General features: G+C 69.3%; 21 protein-coding genes. 6 read left to right on the forward strand and 15 right to left on the reverse strand.

Annotation, left to right across the window (positions count from 1 at the left end; all coding sequences use genetic code 11):
* Positions 1-92: 92 nt before the first annotated feature.
* The 13 genes from KZX60_RS10575 to KZX60_RS10635 all read right to left on the reverse strand — a co-directional run bounded on the left by KZX60_RS10575 (position 93) and on the right by KZX60_RS10635 (position 9,957).
* Positions 93-1,145: a hypothetical protein gene (locus KZX60_RS10575; RefSeq protein WP_248118242.1), complete on the reverse strand. Its 1,053-nt coding sequence runs from the start codon at positions 1,143-1,145 to the stop codon at positions 93-95.
* Positions 1,146-1,543: 398 nt separating this feature from the next.
* Positions 1,544-1,711, reverse strand: a complete 168-nt coding sequence (locus KZX60_RS10580; RefSeq protein ID WP_157571201.1) for a hypothetical protein — start codon at positions 1,709-1,711, stop codon at positions 1,544-1,546.
* A 164-nt stretch (positions 1,712-1,875) separates the two neighbouring features.
* The gene (locus KZX60_RS10585; protein ID WP_135019327.1) at positions 1,876-2,661 is read right to left on the reverse strand and encodes a hypothetical protein; all 786 of its coding nucleotides are present in this window, start codon (positions 2,659-2,661) and stop codon (positions 1,876-1,878) included.
* Between the two features lie 155 nt (positions 2,662-2,816).
* Positions 2,817-3,530, reverse strand: coding sequence for a hypothetical protein (locus KZX60_RS10590; RefSeq protein WP_061867360.1), 714 nt, complete (start codon positions 3,528-3,530; stop codon positions 2,817-2,819).
* A gap of 15 nt (positions 3,531-3,545) precedes the next feature.
* The gene (locus KZX60_RS10595; protein WP_049159529.1) at positions 3,546-3,962 is read right to left on the reverse strand and encodes a hypothetical protein; all 417 of its coding nucleotides are present in this window, start codon (positions 3,960-3,962) and stop codon (positions 3,546-3,548) included.
* Positions 3,963-3,964: 2 nt separating this feature from the next.
* Positions 3,965-4,414 carry a pilus assembly protein gene (locus KZX60_RS10600; protein ID WP_248118243.1) on the reverse strand — a complete coding sequence of 150 codons (450 nt, stop codon included), beginning with the start codon at positions 4,412-4,414 and terminating at the stop codon, positions 3,965-3,967.
* Positions 4,411-4,821 carry a hypothetical protein gene (locus tag KZX60_RS10605; protein WP_031943861.1) on the reverse strand — a complete coding sequence of 137 codons (411 nt, stop codon included), beginning with the start codon at positions 4,819-4,821 and terminating at the stop codon, positions 4,411-4,413. Before KZX60_RS10605 ends, KZX60_RS10600 begins: the two co-directional genes overlap by 4 nt.
* A gap of 43 nt (positions 4,822-4,864) precedes the next feature.
* On the reverse strand, positions 4,865-5,047 hold the full coding sequence (locus KZX60_RS10610; protein ID WP_061867359.1) for a hypothetical protein: 183 nt from the start codon (positions 5,045-5,047) through the stop codon (positions 4,865-4,867).
* 99 nt (positions 5,048-5,146) lie between these two features.
* Positions 5,147-6,019 (reverse strand): hypothetical protein, encoded by an 873-nt coding sequence (locus KZX60_RS10615; protein ID WP_061867358.1) that lies wholly within the window; start codon positions 6,017-6,019, stop codon positions 5,147-5,149.
* Positions 6,016-6,882, reverse strand: coding sequence for a type II secretion system F family protein (locus tag KZX60_RS10620; RefSeq protein WP_061867357.1), 867 nt, complete (start codon positions 6,880-6,882; stop codon positions 6,016-6,018). Before KZX60_RS10620 ends, KZX60_RS10615 begins: the two co-directional genes overlap by 4 nt.
* Positions 6,879-8,462, reverse strand: a complete 1,584-nt coding sequence (locus KZX60_RS10625) for an ATPase, T2SS/T4P/T4SS family (protein ID WP_061873037.1) — start codon at positions 8,460-8,462, stop codon at positions 6,879-6,881. The genes KZX60_RS10620 and KZX60_RS10625 overlap by 4 nt, the downstream gene beginning before the upstream one ends.
* Positions 8,459-9,283, reverse strand: coding sequence for a hypothetical protein (locus KZX60_RS10630; RefSeq protein WP_248118245.1), 825 nt, complete (start codon positions 9,281-9,283; stop codon positions 8,459-8,461). Before KZX60_RS10630 ends, KZX60_RS10625 begins: the two co-directional genes overlap by 4 nt.
* Entirely contained in the window at positions 9,280-9,957 is a 678-nt protein-coding gene (locus KZX60_RS10635; protein WP_248118247.1) for an SAF domain-containing protein, read from the reverse strand. The genes KZX60_RS10630 and KZX60_RS10635 overlap by 4 nt, the downstream gene beginning before the upstream one ends.
* A gap of 171 nt (positions 9,958-10,128) precedes the next feature.
* On the opposite strand from KZX60_RS10635, the gene KZX60_RS10640 reads away from it, so the two are divergent.
* From KZX60_RS10640 to KZX60_RS10650, 3 genes are all read left to right on the forward strand, one after another.
* Positions 10,129-10,425 carry a MarR family transcriptional regulator gene (locus KZX60_RS10640; RefSeq protein ID WP_248118249.1) on the forward strand — a complete coding sequence of 99 codons (297 nt, stop codon included), beginning with the start codon at positions 10,129-10,131 and terminating at the stop codon, positions 10,423-10,425.
* A gap of 184 nt (positions 10,426-10,609) precedes the next feature.
* On the forward strand, positions 10,610-11,533 hold the full coding sequence (locus tag KZX60_RS10645; RefSeq protein WP_061873039.1) for a ParA family protein: 924 nt from the start codon (positions 10,610-10,612) through the stop codon (positions 11,531-11,533).
* A 1-nt stretch (position 11,534) separates the two neighbouring features.
* The gene (locus tag KZX60_RS10650; protein ID WP_248118251.1) at positions 11,535-12,161 is read left to right on the forward strand and encodes a hypothetical protein; all 627 of its coding nucleotides are present in this window, start codon (positions 11,535-11,537) and stop codon (positions 12,159-12,161) included.
* A gap of 52 nt (positions 12,162-12,213) precedes the next feature.
* On the opposite strand, the gene KZX60_RS10655 is transcribed toward KZX60_RS10650, so the two are convergent.
* Positions 12,214-13,119, reverse strand: a complete 906-nt coding sequence (locus KZX60_RS10655; RefSeq protein WP_248118253.1) for a replication protein RepA — start codon at positions 13,117-13,119, stop codon at positions 12,214-12,216.
* 398 nt (positions 13,120-13,517) lie between these two features.
* A complete protein-coding gene (locus KZX60_RS10660) occupies positions 13,518-14,324 on the reverse strand; it encodes a hypothetical protein (protein WP_031943871.1) in 807 nt (268 codons plus the stop codon).
* 262 nt (positions 14,325-14,586) lie between these two features.
* Here KZX60_RS10660 and KZX60_RS10665 point away from each other — a divergent pair, with 262 nt between their 5' ends.
* Genes KZX60_RS10665 through KZX60_RS10675 form a run of 3 tightly spaced genes read left to right on the forward strand, consistent with a single transcriptional unit; the run spans position 14,587 to position 16,201 of the window.
* Positions 14,587-14,814: a hypothetical protein gene (locus KZX60_RS10665; RefSeq protein ID WP_031943872.1), complete on the forward strand. Its 228-nt coding sequence runs from the start codon at positions 14,587-14,589 to the stop codon at positions 14,812-14,814.
* Positions 14,811-15,905 (forward strand): conjugal transfer protein, encoded by a 1,095-nt coding sequence (locus tag KZX60_RS10670; protein ID WP_248118255.1) that lies wholly within the window; start codon positions 14,811-14,813, stop codon positions 15,903-15,905. The genes KZX60_RS10665 and KZX60_RS10670 overlap by 4 nt, the downstream gene beginning before the upstream one ends.
* A gap of 26 nt (positions 15,906-15,931) precedes the next feature.
* Positions 15,932-16,201 (forward strand): hypothetical protein, encoded by a 270-nt coding sequence (locus tag KZX60_RS10675; protein ID WP_061867344.1) that lies wholly within the window; start codon positions 15,932-15,934, stop codon positions 16,199-16,201.
* Positions 16,202-16,212: the final 11 nt, after the last annotated feature.

The raw sequence follows: 16,212 nt of genomic DNA on the forward strand, positions 1-16,212 counted from the left end.
GGCGTGTCTCCGCTCGCGTGGGTAGAGGTCTTCACGGGGTAGAAGGCTGGGGCGGTCCCCCGATGTCCCTTCTAAGTTGATCTGAGGTCAGTTTAGGCGGTGAGGTGGGCCGCCTCAAGGCTGTCACGCTCCGCGCCACCTTGCCGGAACAGCATCCGCATGGCCGCCAGGGCCGCGATTCGAGCCGGAGACTCCACTCCCGCGGCCGCCGCGCGCGCTCGCGCATCCGCCTGGCGATCCCGGTGCATCGCCTCGCGCGCCGCCTCCGCCCGCTCACGAGCTCGGGCAGAGGCTGAGGCGAGCACGAGCCCGCCGGGGTCCTTCCAGTGCTCCAGGCGCCACCGCAGGTAGCCGCGAGCTCGAGCGGCGTCCTGGCCGGCGTCCAGGCTGTGGAGCCGGTGCGCGCCCTGGGGGGTGTGGTCCAGGGCGTGGAGCAGGTCGGCCGGGGTCCAGCCGGCCTCGAGGAAGGGACGGATCAGCGAGCGGACGTCCCGGGCCGAGAGCACGCGCAGACCCAGAGCGCGATCCTGGACGGTGCGGGCGGCGGCCAGCTGCTGACGACGGGTGGCCACTGCGCGGTTGCAGGGCCAGAGCTCGACGAGTCCGCGGTCGCGCGCGTGCGTGGTTCCTCTACGAGTTCTAGTAAGTGAATCCTCTAGCGAGGAAGGGTGCCAGTTTTTCTCCACAGCCCCACGGATCCGACGCTGACCTGCACGCTCCCGTGCTTCGGCCGCGGCGTCGGCACGGTGCCTGGCGAGGATCTTCTCCACGTCCAGGTGGGCGGTGCAGCACAGCACGTAGACCGCCGCCTCGTTGATCCGCTTGCCACGCTCGTCCGGGGTCGCGTAGGCGGCAGAGCGTCCGGCGGCGACGCGTCCGATCACCCCGTGTCGCATCAGCCAGGCGATGGCCGCGGTCACCGTCGAGGCGCTCCGGCCGATCATCTTCGCCAGGCGCTTGTGCCCGGGACGGGAGATCATCTTCGACCAGTCCGCGCAGGCCGCCAGCGCACCCACCAGAGATTCCATCAGCCGCCGACGGATCCGGGAGAGGTCCTGCCAGGCAGGCAGTGCCCGCAGGGCGGGAACGGCGTCGCCCAGGTGCTCCAGACGCCGGGACCCGGCGGGCACCGCGGCCAAGATCACGTCGATGTCGCCCTCCCGGGCACGCGAGGGCCGGCGCCAGTTCTGACGACACGGATTCGTGATCCGACCCCGCACGGGCCGGGCTGGTTTCTGGCGATGGCGCAGCAGTCGGGCGAGGGTGGACTCCCCCAGGCACGGCGCCGAGGACACGGCCGACGGGAGGGGGGACGTGTCGCGGAGAGGGATTTTGGGTAGACTTGGGCACGACAAGAGCGACGTACCTCCTTCCAGGGAGGGACAGAGCCGGATCCCTTGGCGGGGATCCACCCGAGATCGAGAGCTTCACTGGCGAGTGAGAAGCAGCTCTCGAACAACTGAAATCTTCAGACAGGCACCCTTGGCGGGGTGCTAGTCGCAAGAAGGCGGTTCCGTTGGCGCGGGGCCGCCTTCTTGCATGCTCAGGCGATCTTCACGTCGAAGGCCTCCTGTCCGTTCGACTCGGGGACCTCGTTGGCGTCGAGGTCGGCCAGGATCAGGGATGCGACGTAGTCGGTGACGGTCTCGCCCCGGTAGTCCACGCGGGCGTGCAGCTTCTCCTCGTAGGACCTGGGGAGCTTCGTGGTCACGCTGAAGCGGTCTCCCTTGGACGGGCGACCGCCAGTGCGCCTGGTGGGGCGAGGGTTCGACGGGGGCGTGCGCATGGTCACAGAGTATCCCAATCCGATTCGTCCGAGCCTGCATCTGGAAACAACACGCCGGGGCAGACCAAAGGCCTGCCCCGGCGCGCACGTTACGGCCGCACGTTCAGCGCCTGGAACTCGCCGATCCGCACGTCCTGCGAGGAGCGCGTGAGGGTCTCGATCACCCCGGACTGGCCCTGGGCGGTCCACTCCACGGACCATGTCGTGATCGCCGTGACCTTGTAGGTGGGGTTGGACATCTTCATGTACGTGTGCCCGCAGTCCGGGGACTCCTGCTTGCCGAAGCGGTCCTCGTAGACGGTGCCGGGACCGTCGCAGACCACCTGCGTCCCATCGCCCATGTCCCAGGTGACGTGCACCGGCCGCGCCGTGGCCTGCACGGCGATCCCGTTCACGTCCTTGGAGACCGTGTACGGCCCCCACGCCTGCGGATCGTCAGGGTTCCCGACCCACATCCACGCCGGCAGACCCACAGCACCCGTGCCGTTTTCCGCCACCGGGTACGGCACCATGCCGATCTCGATGCCCTTGAGCTGCATCTCCTTCACGACTGTCTGGGCGGCCTGGCGGATCTCCCCCGGCCCGGCCTGCGTGGAATCCATCCAGCGCGTCTTCACTGGCTGACCGAGCGTCAGCCCATCGCTCGGGTTGCACTGCTCCCACGCGCCCCGTTCTGGATCCTTGCCCGCCGGCGGAGTCGGCTGCGGCGACATGTTCACCCACACGCAGTCATTGACCGGGTCGTAGTTCACGTCACAGCGGTACGGGACGCTGTCGCCAGGCAGAGGCTCGTTGATCTCGCAGAAGTTCGCCCGCTTCGGGGCCTTCCCGTCCCGGCCCAGCACGGGCTGCGCGTTCTGTCCCTTACCCGGCACCGTGGCCTCCACCAGGCAGCTAGAACCCGTGCTGCCTGCACGGCATCGCCCATCAGCGGTCGTCCCCGTGGCCTGGGCCGCTGCCCCCGTCGCGCCGACGAGAGCGCTCGCGGTCAGAACCCCCGCGGCCGCCATGGCGGCCCACCTGTTACGGGTCAGCACGAGGTCTCCTCCGGTCCGTTCAGCGGAGGCAGCTCGCTGGAGACGACGCTCCAGACGCCGTCGTCCTCGTTCCAGAGCACCGCGTACTTCACGATGAACCGCTGCGTGGCGCCGGTGTCCACAGGCTTGCCATCCTTGCCGGTGATCTTCACACCCGAGTTGTCCTCGCACACGCGCAGGTTCACCGAGGCGTTCTCGACCAAGGTGCCATCAGCATGGACGGACGGGCCCGCCAGGCCGTCGATCAGCTCCACCTTCGAGGCGCCCCGGTAGGTGGCCCCCGTGGCGAGCGTCTTCTCCACGTTGGCCTTCTGCTGAGTCAGCTCGCCCTGCTGTGCCGCCACGGACAGGCGATCCGCGTTCTTCGCGTCACCGCTGTTCAGCACGTCCGACGAGACCGTGTAGAGCAGCTCAACCGCCTTGAACGCGCTCGCCTTCGCCTCCTCCTGGCCCCCCGGCTTCTTCGAGGTGACCGGCTTGTACTCCGGCAGCGCAGACGACGACGCGCTCGTCGAGCTCGAGGAAGCGGAGGACGAAGACACGTTCGCGGACGACGACCCGTCCTCGATCGGCGCAAGCGAAGACTGCGAGGCGCTCGCGGACGTGGAGTTGCCACCCGGCGTGCCACCGCCGTTGCAGCCGGTGAGCGTGAGCGCCAGAGCCAGGACGGCTCCGGTGTATGCGGTGGTCTTGGTGACGCGGCTCATGGTGTCTCCTTGCGGTCAGCGGGTGTTCGAGTGGATCTGGGCGGTGCCCTGGCCGTGGCCGGTCAGGACGCCGGTGGGGATGAAGCGTGGGGTGTAGGGGACGTCGACGTCCACAGTGACCTTGGTGGGGGTGACGTTGACGGTGCCGGTGGCTCCGGCTTCGGCGATCATCCCCTGGGCGGCGCGCGCGGCGGCCGCTCTGTCCAGGGTGATGTCCTCGCCGCGGGCGGCTCCGGCCGTGGTGCCAGCGTTGGCGCCGGCGCGGGCGGCCTGGTGGGCGATGGTGACGGCCTCCTCGGAGGCGCGCACCTTGCCGTTCCAGTCGATGCCGATGCCGAAGCCGACGAGCACGATGATGGGGACGAGCATCAGGACCAGCAGGGAGGACTCTCCGTGCTCGCGGCCGAGCCAGGCGCGGAAGCGGGCGATCATGCTCAGCCCCTCTCTCGATAGGTGTCCACGGGGGACGTGGCGTCGGCGGTGATGGTCCAGGACCCGGGAGTGCCGGGGATGGCCAGGTCGGAGAGCGGCACCGTGCAGGTGATGGTGGCGGAGACGGACCCGGGGATGCCGGGGGCGTTGCGCAGGGCGGAGGTGTCCAGCGTGATGTTCTGGGAGCCGCACGTGAAGTCGGTCTGGTCCAGGGTCATGCGGGCGGACTGGCGCGCATTGGACTCGGCCTGGCCGGGGTTGCGGGCCAGGGTGGCCTCGCGGGCGGCGACGCCGGCCGCCGACTCGATGGAGGTCTGTGCTGCTCCGATGCGGCCGCCCATGACGGCGATGGCGATGAGCAGTCCGATGGCCGGAGCCACGATGAGCAGCCCGACGCCGGACTCGCCGCGCTCATCACGCAGCCAGGTCAGGGACGTGTCGCGGAGGTTCACTTGACCACCCTCTCGACGGGCCCGGTCACGGACCGGGAGACGGACGGGCTGATCCACTGCCCGGTGTAGGCCGGCGCGGTGCCGGTGACGGTGACGGTCATCCGCTCCCCGGTGGTGCTGATGTTCACGGAGGCGCCCTGGAGGGTGCCCGAGTGCTGGGAGATGACCTGCTGGGCGGCCGCCTGGCCCTCGGCGCTCGAGCCGCCCATGACTCGGGAAGTTGCGTAGGCCGCGTTGGCCGCGGACTGGGCCACGGTCGAGGCCTGGTAGTAGGCGCCGGCCTGGGGGACGAGGAACACGAGCAGGAGGGCCACCGGCACGATCAGCAGCGAGGCGATGTTCGAGGAACCCGTCTCGTTGCGTGCATGGGCCTCGAGGTGCGCTCGAAGCGGTGCCGTGATGTTCATGGTGACCCCCCTGCTCGTGGTGTTCCGTCCCTGGCTGGTCTAGTCAGCCCAGCTCGCCGACCTTGTTGGTAGCGAAGGTGTTGATGCCGGCCCAGACCAGGGCGGCCAGCACGACGGCGGCGAGCACGCCGAGGATGATCTCGATGGTCTCGGCGCCGGCCTCGTCCTCGTGCTTGTCCTGGATCCAGGCGCGGAGGATCAGGTACTGCTGCATCAGCTTGTTCATGGTGAGTCCCCTCGTGTGGTGGAAATGGCCTCGGGACGGTCCCGATGCGGGTGGGTGGGTGGATGGGAGATCACGATCTCCGGGAGGAGCTCGCGCGTCTCACGCGCTCATCAGCGTCAGCATCAGAGGGGTGAGGACGATTAGCGTGAACATCAACGCGATGAACATGATGATGTTCTTCATGCGGCCGGAAGCCTCATTCTCACGGGCTGCCTCGGCGTTGAGCATCCGCACGCGCATGTTGCGACCCAACGCGCGCAAAGGCTCGTAGACGCTGGCCCCATTGTCTCCGCTCAGGCGCATGATGCGGGCGGCATCGGTGAGCTCGGGGACGTGGAGCTGCGTGGCCAGGGTCTCCAGGGCGGTCCAGGGCTGGACCTTGGTGAAGCGAGCCCGGACCAGTTCCTGACGGATCCGCTGGAAAGCCCAGGTGTCGCCGATGGCGGCTGCGTTTTCCAGAGCCACCGTGGGCTGGGCGTTGCGGCCGCGCTCAGAGGCCAGCAGCTCGACGAATACCGCGACCGCGCGTGCGAAGTCAGTGCGTGCCTTGGTCGCTCGCTTGCGGGCGGCCGAGTCAGGTGCCAGCCAGGCGACGGCGGCGACGAGCAGGCTGATCAGCAGGGACAGCCACAGCGGCAGGGAGTAGAGCACCTGTGCGGCCACGCTCAGGGCGAGGCAGACCACGAACACGAGTGTGGCGCCGTAGATCTTGGCCCAGGTGTGGCGGCTGCGGGTGGTGCCCAGGATGTCCAGGTCGGCGTCGGTGAGGCCGTTGACCAGGGCCGGCGGCAGCGTGCGCATCGTCCACTGCGAGGCCCGCTCCTGCCAAGAGAGCGCGCCGCCTCCGGAGGTGCTGGTCACGATGCCGTCGAAGGCCGCCGCGCGCAGGCGCGGACGCTGGGGCAGCAGGGGCCAGATCAGCGCGGTCGCGGCCAGGCCGAACAGCATGCCGGCGATGATGATCATCATCATGACGAGCTCCTAGCGGTCAGCAGGCGGACCTGCGGCGGCGGGGCTACCACGCGGGTCATCCAGATGATGAGCCCTGCGGTGACCAGAGCCAGGACGAGGTAGAGCGCCTGGCCCAGCGGGGTCTGGTAGGCGGCCATGGGCCCGCCCATTCCGGGGACCAGGCACAGGGAAATCACCACGATAGTGATCACGATGCGGGCCTCACGGCGGGCGCCGGCGCGGTCGGCGTAGATGGCCCGGCGCTTGGAGACCTCTTCCTCCACGGAGGTGGAGAGGTCGTCCAGGGCGTTCGCCAGGCCCTGGCCGCGCTGATTGGCGGCCAGGATCAGCTGCATGACGACCAGGTCGCCGGTCTGGTCTCCCCATTCCAGGCCCAGGCGCTTGAGGGCGTCTGCGGTAGGCCAGCCGGCCTTGATGCGGGCATTCATCGTGGCGATCTCGTCCCGGATCAGGTCGCCGGCGTTGGGCATGGAAGCGGCCAGTGCGGTCTCCAGGGAGGTTCCTGCGACGATCAGGCCGGAGAGCGAGCGCGTCCACATCTCCATCTGCGCCAGCTTCTCGATCTGGGCCGATCCCCCGCCGGAGCCGAAGGCCAAGCGCAGAAGGATGACGGCGCCGGGCAGGGCGACGAGGTAGACGAGCAGGCCGGTGAACAGCGCAATGAAGAAGCCCACGGCGGCGGCGATGCCCACCATGATCCACGTGTTGCGGTCCATGCGGCGGCCGAGTCCCTTGAGGGCGGTGAGCCAGCGCGGATCGGGTGCAGGGGCCTTGGGAGGGGCGGGCCAGAGCCAGTTCACGGCAGCCATGCCCAGGCCGAGGATGCCCAGGGCAAAGCTCAGAGGGAGCAGGAGCGAGCTCATCGGGCACCTCCGGCCAGGCGCAGCAGGTCGAAGCCGGTGCGCTCGAGATCGTTGCGCAGGCGGTTGTCCACGGGAGGGGCCACGGGCACGGCGTTCTCGTCGCCGGGACCCATGCGGAACAGGTCGGCCACCGAAATGCCCTTGTCGGTGTCGCCGGGCAGCACCTCGGAGATCGAGATGATCTTGCGCTTCACCGAGCCATCGGGCTGAGGCACCTTGCGCATCTGCACGACGACGTCGATGTGGTAGCCCAGCTGGCGAGCCATGTAGGTCTCGGAGAACTCGTTCATGCCCAGGCCGACCAGACGGCGCACGGCCTCCTCGCCGGAGTAGGCGTGGACGGTGCAGTAAGTTCCCGCGCCGGTCTGCATCGCGGAGATCATCGCGCCGATCTCCGAACCGCGGACCTCGCCGACCAGGATGCGTGCGGAGTTCAGACGCAGGGCCTTCTCCATGGCCATGGTCAACGTGTACTCGCCGATGGTGCTGCCGTCGGCGGCGCGCTCGCCCGATCCGGGGCGAGCCTGAAGCTCGATCGGCGGGACCAGGCGAGAGTCGAGCCGGTCCAGGTGCAGCTCGCGCTCCTTCTCGATGGTCACGATCTGCTCCAGCGGGCCGATCTTCTCCGCCAGGGCGCGCATCAGGGTCGTCTTGCCGTCGCCGCCGAAGCCGCTGATGACGATCGTCTTGCCGGCCTGCACGAGCGCCGTGAGGAACTCGGCGGCCAGGGGGCTCAGGGTGCCGTTGTCGACCAGCTGCTCCAGGGTGATGTTCACCAGCCGATGGATGCGGAATACGGCGGTGGGCCGCGTGGAGACCGGGCGGGCGGTGGCGGCCAGACGGACCGAGCCCATCAGGTCCATGTCCAGGTCGGGGTGGGCCGCAGAGAAGGGGCGGGACTCCTCCCCCGCGTTCGCGGCGAGGAACTGGAGCTCGGCCATCATCTGCTCATCGGTCTCGAAGACGGGAGGGCGGCGCTCCATGCTGCCGCCGGCCTTCTCCACCCAGACGTGGTCGGAACCGATCATGTGGATGTTCTCCACCCCGGGCTCGTCCACGAGTGCCTGGAATCGGCCCAGACGGAACATCGCATCGAAGGTGGCCTGGCGCAGTGCCGCCTGCTCTTCGGCAGTCCATGCGGCGTCGCGGCCGCCGGTCTGCACGTTCTCACGCATCTGCTCGATGATCGCGCGGTCGATGTGCCGCCAGCCCATGGCGTGCAGCTCGCTCTCGGGCAGGTCGATGCGGTCGGCGGTCTCCTCGGCGTGCCAGTCCACGGCCTTGGCGCGCAGCACGTCGACGATCGACCAGAAGCCCGTCAGCTCCGTGGTGTTGCTCGGCCGGGCCGGGGCGCTCTGCTCGGCCTGCGGTGCCGGCTCGGGCACAGCAGTCAGCGGCCGGGACAGCCCGGGCAGCTCAGCGGAATCGGTGGGAGACGGGGTAGTGCCCAGCGGGCGAGCCAGGTGAGCGCCGGCGGAGGCGGGGATCAGGGACGGCCGGGCCGGCTTGGCCGGGGTGCTCTCGGTCAGGAACGGGAGGTTGAGCAGGTCCAGGGACATGTCGGGGGTCTGATCCTTCATCGCTGCTCTCCTCCGGTCTCGGTGGGCATGTCTGCCTCGATGAGCTGGCGGCGGGCCATCAGCGCGTCCGCGAGGGAGGCGTTGGCGGCACCGATGGCCCGCGTGTAGGAACGCAGCCTCCAGGACGTCGCCTGGGCGCCCCCGCCGAAGTGAGCGCCGGCTTCCGGGCTCTGGGGAAGGCGTCCACGCACCGGCAGGCCCAGCACCTTGGAGATGTCCTTGGAGGGGAACTCCTGGGCTCGATCTTCGACCACGAGCAGGGAGGACGTGTCCACTGCCCCCGCGGTGGCGCGGGCCTCCAGCACGGCCGGCAGATAGGCACGCGCCGCGGCCACGGAGACCAGGTCGCTGCGCACCACGACGCTCAGGTGGTCGCTGTCGCGCCAGAGCGCCTCCCGGCCGTGGGCGTTCTCGGAGCGGCCAGTGTCGACGATCACGTCGATGTCCTGGCCGGAGACGGCGCGCAGAGCCATCATCAACTCCGGCCAGAGGCCCCGCATGGATCGCGCGGCCAGCGGCTCGGACATGGCGGGCAGGAGCCAGCGGGAAGGCTGGCCAGCGTCCTGGCCCGTTCCCAGGTCGACGGCGTAGTCCCAGATGTCCTGCTCCGTCAGGGCCTGTCGCATGGAGTTGTGGGCGATGCCCATCAGGCCGCTGTCGGCCGGCATGCTGCCCTGCAACCACCCGGCGAGCACGGATGAGGGCTTGCTGACGTCGGCCTCCACGAGCAGCACAGGGCGCGGCCACTGCAACGTCATGGCCACGGCCGTGGTGCTCACCCCCGGGCTGACGCCGAAGGCCGCAAGGGTCAGGATGCTCACTTCTGCGCTCCCTGCATGATCACGCTGGCGGTGCCGGCGGCACCCCAGGTGGCGACCTTCTGGGCGTCGGCCTGCTTCACGCGCAGATCCACGGTGGTCTTCCCGCTGTTCTGGTCATGGTGGCTGGCCTCGATCACGGCCGCGACGGGGTCGTGATTCTGGTTCTCGTCACCGGCCTTGGTGTTCTGGTTGCCCGGGGTGAAGAGGACCTGGACGTGATCTCCTGCGGCCATCTCCCGGGCAGGCAGGCGCCCGACCTCCAGAGCCAGGCCCACCAGCGATTCGCCGTCCTCCACACCCAAGGACGTTGCCGTGGACGTGCGCGTGATGGTGCTGCCCGGCTGGAGGTCGGTCGTGGCCACCTGCCCCTGGATCTGCTGGGCCTCGGTCGCAGGGACCAGCGCGCTGGGGTCGCCAGCCACGCGCACGGACGACAGCATGGATGACTCGATCTTCTGCCCTCGCTCCACGGGAGCGTTCACCACCAGGTAGGGCTTGGCCTCGTTGGCCTGGGTCCCCACGAACGCGCCGAGGCCGCCCAGGGCAGCCAGGGCGACGGCGACAGCCACACCGCCCACGCGGCGCTTGGCCACCGGCGTCGGCGCAGGACGGCCCACGGGAGCCGCCGCGCTGGAGCCGGCCTCGCTGACGCGCGGGTTCTCGGTGGGGGTCACCTTGGGCGACCGCTTTCTCAGAGCCACCTTGGCCTGCCTTTCTCGCTACTGAGGGGACTGCACGGGGAGCGTATCAAACCTGCCAGCCGTAATGGCAGGTGGCTTGGTCCTTCACCAGACATAAAGCCCGGACCGCCCCCTCATGTCCCTCTGTACGGTAGACATTTCTGCATGAGCGCCCCCGCATCCCCCCTCGACACGGCCGTCGTCGCGTTCAACTCCACGCTGCGCATGCGCATCCTCGTGTTGATCGCCCGCTCCCCCGGCCTCGGCGCCCACGACCTCGCCACGTCCCTGGACGTCCCCCGCGCAACCCTCTCCCTGAACCTGCGCACCCTCGAGGAGGCCGGCCTGCTGACCTCCAGCGACACCTCCGAAGCGCGCCGGGGCCGACGCCTGACCTACCGCCTCAACCGGGAGGCCTACAGCGCGATGATCGAGGCCCTGGGCGCGATCGTCGAGCGGTGACCTCATGCCATACCGGCGCCACATCAGGAGTGCCGTGCATGCCATAACACCGCCGTCTGCGCGCCAGTCCCCAACCGTCCGCTACACCAGTTGAACGCCATAACACTGCGGGAAATCTCTCGGTATTTCCCGAGAGATGCAGTAGACTGGAGGAGTCAGATCACAGGGAACCTAGGAGGTCCTCATGTCCACCCCTGCGCGCTCATACGCCATCCCAGGCGTCCTGGCGGTCGCCAACGGCAAGGGCGGTACCGGCAAGACGTCGCTGGTCGCCAACCTCTCCGGTCTGGCCGCGGCCGCCGGCATCCGCACCCTCACCATCGACCTGGATCCCCAGGGCAACCTCTCCCCCGACCTCGGCCTAGAGAAGTCGGACGGAATCGAGCTGCGTCGAGCCCTCGAAGATGGGGCGCCGCTGCCGATCTCCACGGATCCCATGCGCCCAGGCCTGGGCGTCGTTCGCGGCGGTCCTCGTTTGGCCGACATCATCAGCCTGCTGGTGGCACGCGGCTACGACGCCCCGCCCCTCGGGGCTCTTCTGCACCGGAGCCTGAGCCAGGTCATGGAGGAGTGGGACCTGGTCGTCATCGACACGCCCCCGGGAGACCGCGCCCTGGTCGAGGCCGCCTTCAGCGTCGCCGAGGGCGTGGTCATCGTCTCCAAGACGGATCTCCGCTCCCTCGATGGCGTCGCTGTGACGGCCGAGCGCTTCCAGGCCGTTCACGAGACCACGAACCCCGACGTGCAGCTGTTGGGCCTGGCGCTGTTCGACGTGGAGGCGCGCGCCGTGAAGATCGAGCGAGAGGCCCGCCAGGCGCTCGAGCAGATGCTCCAGGGGCTGGCCTTCGACGAGGCCGTCTTCACCGCCCGTATTCGGCACGCCGCCGGCGCCGCCCAGGACCTGCGCAAGAGCGGACGCCTGGTGCACGAGCTCGAGAGCGATGTGGCCCGCGCTCACCGAGAGCGCTTCGCGCGCATCAAGGCCGGTGAAGCCTCGACCTTCCATGCGTCGACCATGGATGGCCTGGCAGGGGACTACGCCGCACTGGCCCAGGAGATTCTGGGACGCCTGAGCGCCCTGGGCCAGGACGAGGAGGAGGACGCCTGAGATGGAGACCCCCAATCGAGCAGACGGACTCGGCGCTGTGTTCAACGCGCGTGGCCGGGGCAAGAAGAAGCCGGCAGAGAAGGTCGACTCTGTGCCATACGCCATGCCAGAAACCACGCCAGATGCCACACCGGAATCCACGCAGGACACCACACCGGAAACGGTGCCTGTCGCCACGCGGGATACCGCACCGGAACTGATGCCAGACGTGAGGCGCGCGGTCCCGCAGGAAGGCGCGCAGGTGGTCGAGCTGGACCGTGTGGACGTCCCCGAAGAGGAAGAGCTGGTCGTGCGCAACACGGCCGTCTACCTCCCCGTCCCGGTCCTGGATCGGTTGCGGACCGCGGCCGCCAAGCGGCATCGGACCTACACGGACCTGCTGATCGACGCGTTCGACGAGCTCAGCGACGATCAGCTCTTGGCGGCCTGCGGGCACAAGCCGCGTGGGGACGGGGGGATGCCGCGTGGGCGCCGAGGTGCCGCGCGCGGCCAGGGCGGCGTGCAGGTGCAGCTGCGCCTGGATCAGGAGCAGCGGGGTTGGCTGGATGAACAGGTGGCCCGTCTAGGCGCCCCCTCCCGGAGCGCCATGGTCGCCTCGGTGTACGACGCCTGGCTGCCGAAGAGCTGAGCCGGCATGAGAAGGGGGGCGGCCCGGCAGGGCCGCCCCCCTTCGTGGTGCATCAGCCCACGCGCAGGTGCCGGGGGCGCTGGTGGGCTGCCCGCGGGACGTGGGTGGCGGAGGGGTGCAGGCGCAGGCCGGAGTCCACCACGGCCACCTTCGCCTGGGGGTAGATCAGCTTCACGGGCTCGAGGTTCTTCAAGAAGGCGGCCTTGAACTGGCGCGGCTGAGCGTACTGGGCGCCGAACTGGGTCTCCAGCTGGCGCCAGGAGACGGTGGTGGTGCGCTGGAGCGTGGACATCCTGTAGGAGAGCCAGACGTAGAGGTCCATGCGCATGGGGGAGCCGCCCAGGGCTGCCAGGGCGGAGGAGAGGACCGGGACGGGGGAGCGCATGACCTCCTCGAAGTAGGGCTCGCTGAGCTCGATGCGCGCGTGGTCGGCCCCACGCTGGTACGTGAGCTCGTAGCGGTGGGCCACGTGCATGTTCTGGCCGCTGAGGGTGCGCCGGTCGGGCGTCTCGCGGCTGGTCTCAATGATGATCGAGGTCGTGCTGAGCCGGTGGAGCTGGTCCATCACACGGCGCTGATTCGCCCCGGAGGGGTAGGTGCCGACGCTGGAGAGGAACGCGCGCAGGGAGGGGCCGGGGTCCAGGTGGCGGGAGCGGGTGCGCACGGCCTCGGTGGACATCCAGGTGAGCAGGGAGCGGGCCAGGACGCCGAAGGGGAAGCCAGCCGGGCCAGGGGAGAGCGTCAGGGTGGTGTCTCCGTTGCGTCGGCTCCAGTGGGGGACCGTGGCTCCAGGGTCGCGGTAGGGCAGGCTCAGCTGGGCCCAGATGCGGGTGGAGAAGGCGACCTCGCCGGGGTTCTGCTCGATCTCCTCGCTGAGCTCGAGCAGCCGCAGGCGCCTGGGCGAGAGGGCCGGGCGCGGGGCCGCGTCGATGGAGGTGATGTCCGGCGTGTGGTTCATGGCTGAGGTGACCTTTCGGACCCGATGACGGGTGGGCGTGGAGGGGACGGAGCGGGTGTGGAGAACTTCGGTCGCCGGGGAGTTATCCACGTGCATCTTGTGACGGGGGCTCATAGTCGGCGGAGTGGACGCAGATTGGGGGCGAAATCGGCGGGATCAAGCCGATCGCGTGTGTGCATCTTCTGACGGTGCGCCGGTCGGGCCGGAGGTTATCCACGTGCATCTTGTGACGGCCAGTGTGTGCATCTTGTGACGGCCACCCCGTCAGAATCGGCATGATTGCAACGATTTTGGAGGGTCCCCATGTAGTAAAACCACATGTATTCCTCCTGTAGTGGGGGGCGGTTTCGCTGTGCATCCGTGGATAGCCGTTCGGTGAGGTGGTCGCGGTCTGGGGTTCAGGCGGCCGGGGCCTGCTCCATGAGGGCCGCGTAGTCGGGAGCCAGCCCGCTGCGCTCCATGGCGTAGTCCTTCACGGCCTGGGTCAGGCGAGTGCGCAGGACGTTGATGCGCTTGCACAGGCCGCGGCCGCTGTAGCCGTACTCGTCGCTCAGGGCTGCGCGCTCGGCCTCGTCGGCCAGCTGGTAGCGCAGGAAGACCGCGGCGTCGCGGCTGGAGAAGACGGCGTTGTCTCGAGCCCAGGCGATCAGGGCGCACAGGTCCCGGGTGGCACGGCCGTTGTCGGCGGCCTCATCGTCGGCCGGCTCCTCGGCCAGCTGCGGCAGCCAGGAGGGCAGGGCCTCGACGTCGGACTGGCCGTCGTAGAGCTTGCGCTCGAGCAGGGAGTCCTTGAGCACGTCCATGGCGAGGTTGCCGATGCACGAGCCAGCCCGGTGCAGGGAGGGCCTGCGGATCCACTTCCACGCTGCGGCGATGACGGCGGCGGAGACCTCCTCGCGGGCGGAGTGGTCTCCGTGCATGGTGGCCATGCGCATGCGGGTGTGACGGCCGGCGATCAGGGTGAAGCGAGGCAGCATCAGCTGGAGGACGGCGCGGGCGCAGTCCTCGTCGCCGACCGCGGCCTGCTCGAGCAGGCCGCGCATGATCTGCTCGCGGACCTCCACGGTGCTGCGGGCCACCGTCTGGACGAGCTCGATGCCGGTCTGAGCGCCGTGAGGCCAGGGGTGGGAGGTCTCGGCGTAGCGCACGGCCCACTCGGCGTTCAGGCGGTCGATCACGGTCGGGGCGTAGGTGGTGGTGCTCATCGGACTCGGTCCCTCCATCAGTGGTGTCCGGGCGTCCCGGACGGGTCACTGACCAGCCAAACGAGCAGGTCGGGAAACGAATCTGGATCTGGATCTGGATCTGCCGATCGTCTGGATTTCCAGAACCTGGACCGCAGGAGATCGGCGTAATCATGCGGATGTGGGGGAGGGGCGGAGAAAAAGTTCCCGCACGGGAGGGACATCGGTTCCCGCGGGCGGCCTTTAGTCCGGTGAGAGATCGCCCGTCCAAGGAGCCCCCGTGATGTCCGAGCAGACCCCCGAGATCGTGACCGATGAGCAGCTGGCCAGCTTCGTGCGTGAGGGCCAGACCATGCGGGAGGCCGAGGCCGTCCTGGAGGCGGGTCTGGCGGACCTGTGTGCGCGGCCGTTCGACCAGGCCAGCCAGGAGGAGATGCGTCGCCTCCTGGACTCCGACCAGCTGCGCGAGGCCACCCTCATCGCCCGGCGGATGGGAGGGCAGGATCGGTGAAACTGCTCTCTCGCAAGAAGAAGACCGAGCCCGCCGCGGAGGCGCCGGAGCAGAACAGCCCGACGCCGGCCAAGTCCAAGGTGAACAGCCTGGCCTCCCGGGTCCTGCTCTACGGGTTCTACGGGGCGATGGTGCTGTGCCTGGGCCTGTCCGGCCTGGCCGTCGTCCTGGCCGCCTCGACGGCATCCCAGCCGGCGCCGACGGTGGAGGTGCCCGACACGTCCACCGCTGAGGGCGTGGCGACGTCCTACGTCTCGGCGTGGCTGCGTGCTACCCGCGACGACCAGAGCCTGCTGGAGCCCTATATCGGGGGGACGAAGATCCCCCAGCTGCCCGTGGAGCCGTTGGGTGTGCGCGACGTCGCCGTGGCCGGTGTCCAGCGCGGCAAGGACCCGAGCATCACCTCCGTGACCGTCGCTGCCCATGTGGAGCAGCGCTCCGGGGCGCCGAGCGCTCCGCAGGGAGCGGAGGCGACCAAGAGCCTGTCCCTGCTGGAGCAGGCGACCGCCTCGCCGACGTCCTCCGCCTCGCCGTCTCCCTCGCCGTCTTCGGCCAGTCCGTCTCCGGCGGCTGGGGCCACCGCCAAGCCGGTCCCCTACACGCTGCGGTACTACCAGGTGGCCGTTCACGAGCAGGCCCCCGGCCAGTTGCAGGTCATCGGCTACCCCACCCCGGTGCCGGGGCCGGCTCATGGAGACCCCGTCACCCTGAACTACTCCCAGCGGGTCGGCCCGGACACCGACCTGGGAAAGATGCTCGACGGCTTCCTCCAGGCCTACGGCGCCGGCCGCTCGGATGTCTCCCGCTTCCTGGCCCCCGGCTACAAGCTCGCCGCCATCGACCCCGCCCCCTACACCCGCCTGTTCATCCAGGAGATCCGCACCGATCAGGCCCTGGACTCCGTCCAGCCTGGCACCCCGGTGCGCGCCCTGATCCAGGCGGAGGCAGAGCTGCCCGATGAGCGCAACTCGCGTATGGGCGTGACGGTGCCGGTCACCGTGACCTTCCGCGACGGCCGATGGGAGGTGACCTCCCTCGACCCGGCCCCCCTGATCGACACCTCAGCCCCTCAGTCCGCCCCGACCCACTGACCCCTCATCTCTGAAAGGGAGACCTCGTGAACGTCTTCACCCCGTACCTCCACTCTTCCCTCACGCTCGGCGCCAACTTCTTCACCTCGATCAACAACCTGATCGCCCAGGCCCAGACCGTGCTCAACGCGCTGATCATCTTCCTGGGCGTGGTGATCTTCCTGATCGGCTCGGCCCGCGGCAAGTGGACCCTGCCGGCGATCCTGCTCTCCGCTCTGGCCGGCGGCCTGTTCATCTGGGGCGGCGTGGCCGGCGTCCAGTGGGCCGCGGACTCCGCCGGCTCGACCATCAAGTGATCGGCCAGGAG

The organism is Micrococcus sp. EYE_212 (assembly GCF_023147585.1).
Classification (GTDB): domain Bacteria; phylum Actinomycetota; class Actinomycetes; order Actinomycetales; family Micrococcaceae; genus Micrococcus.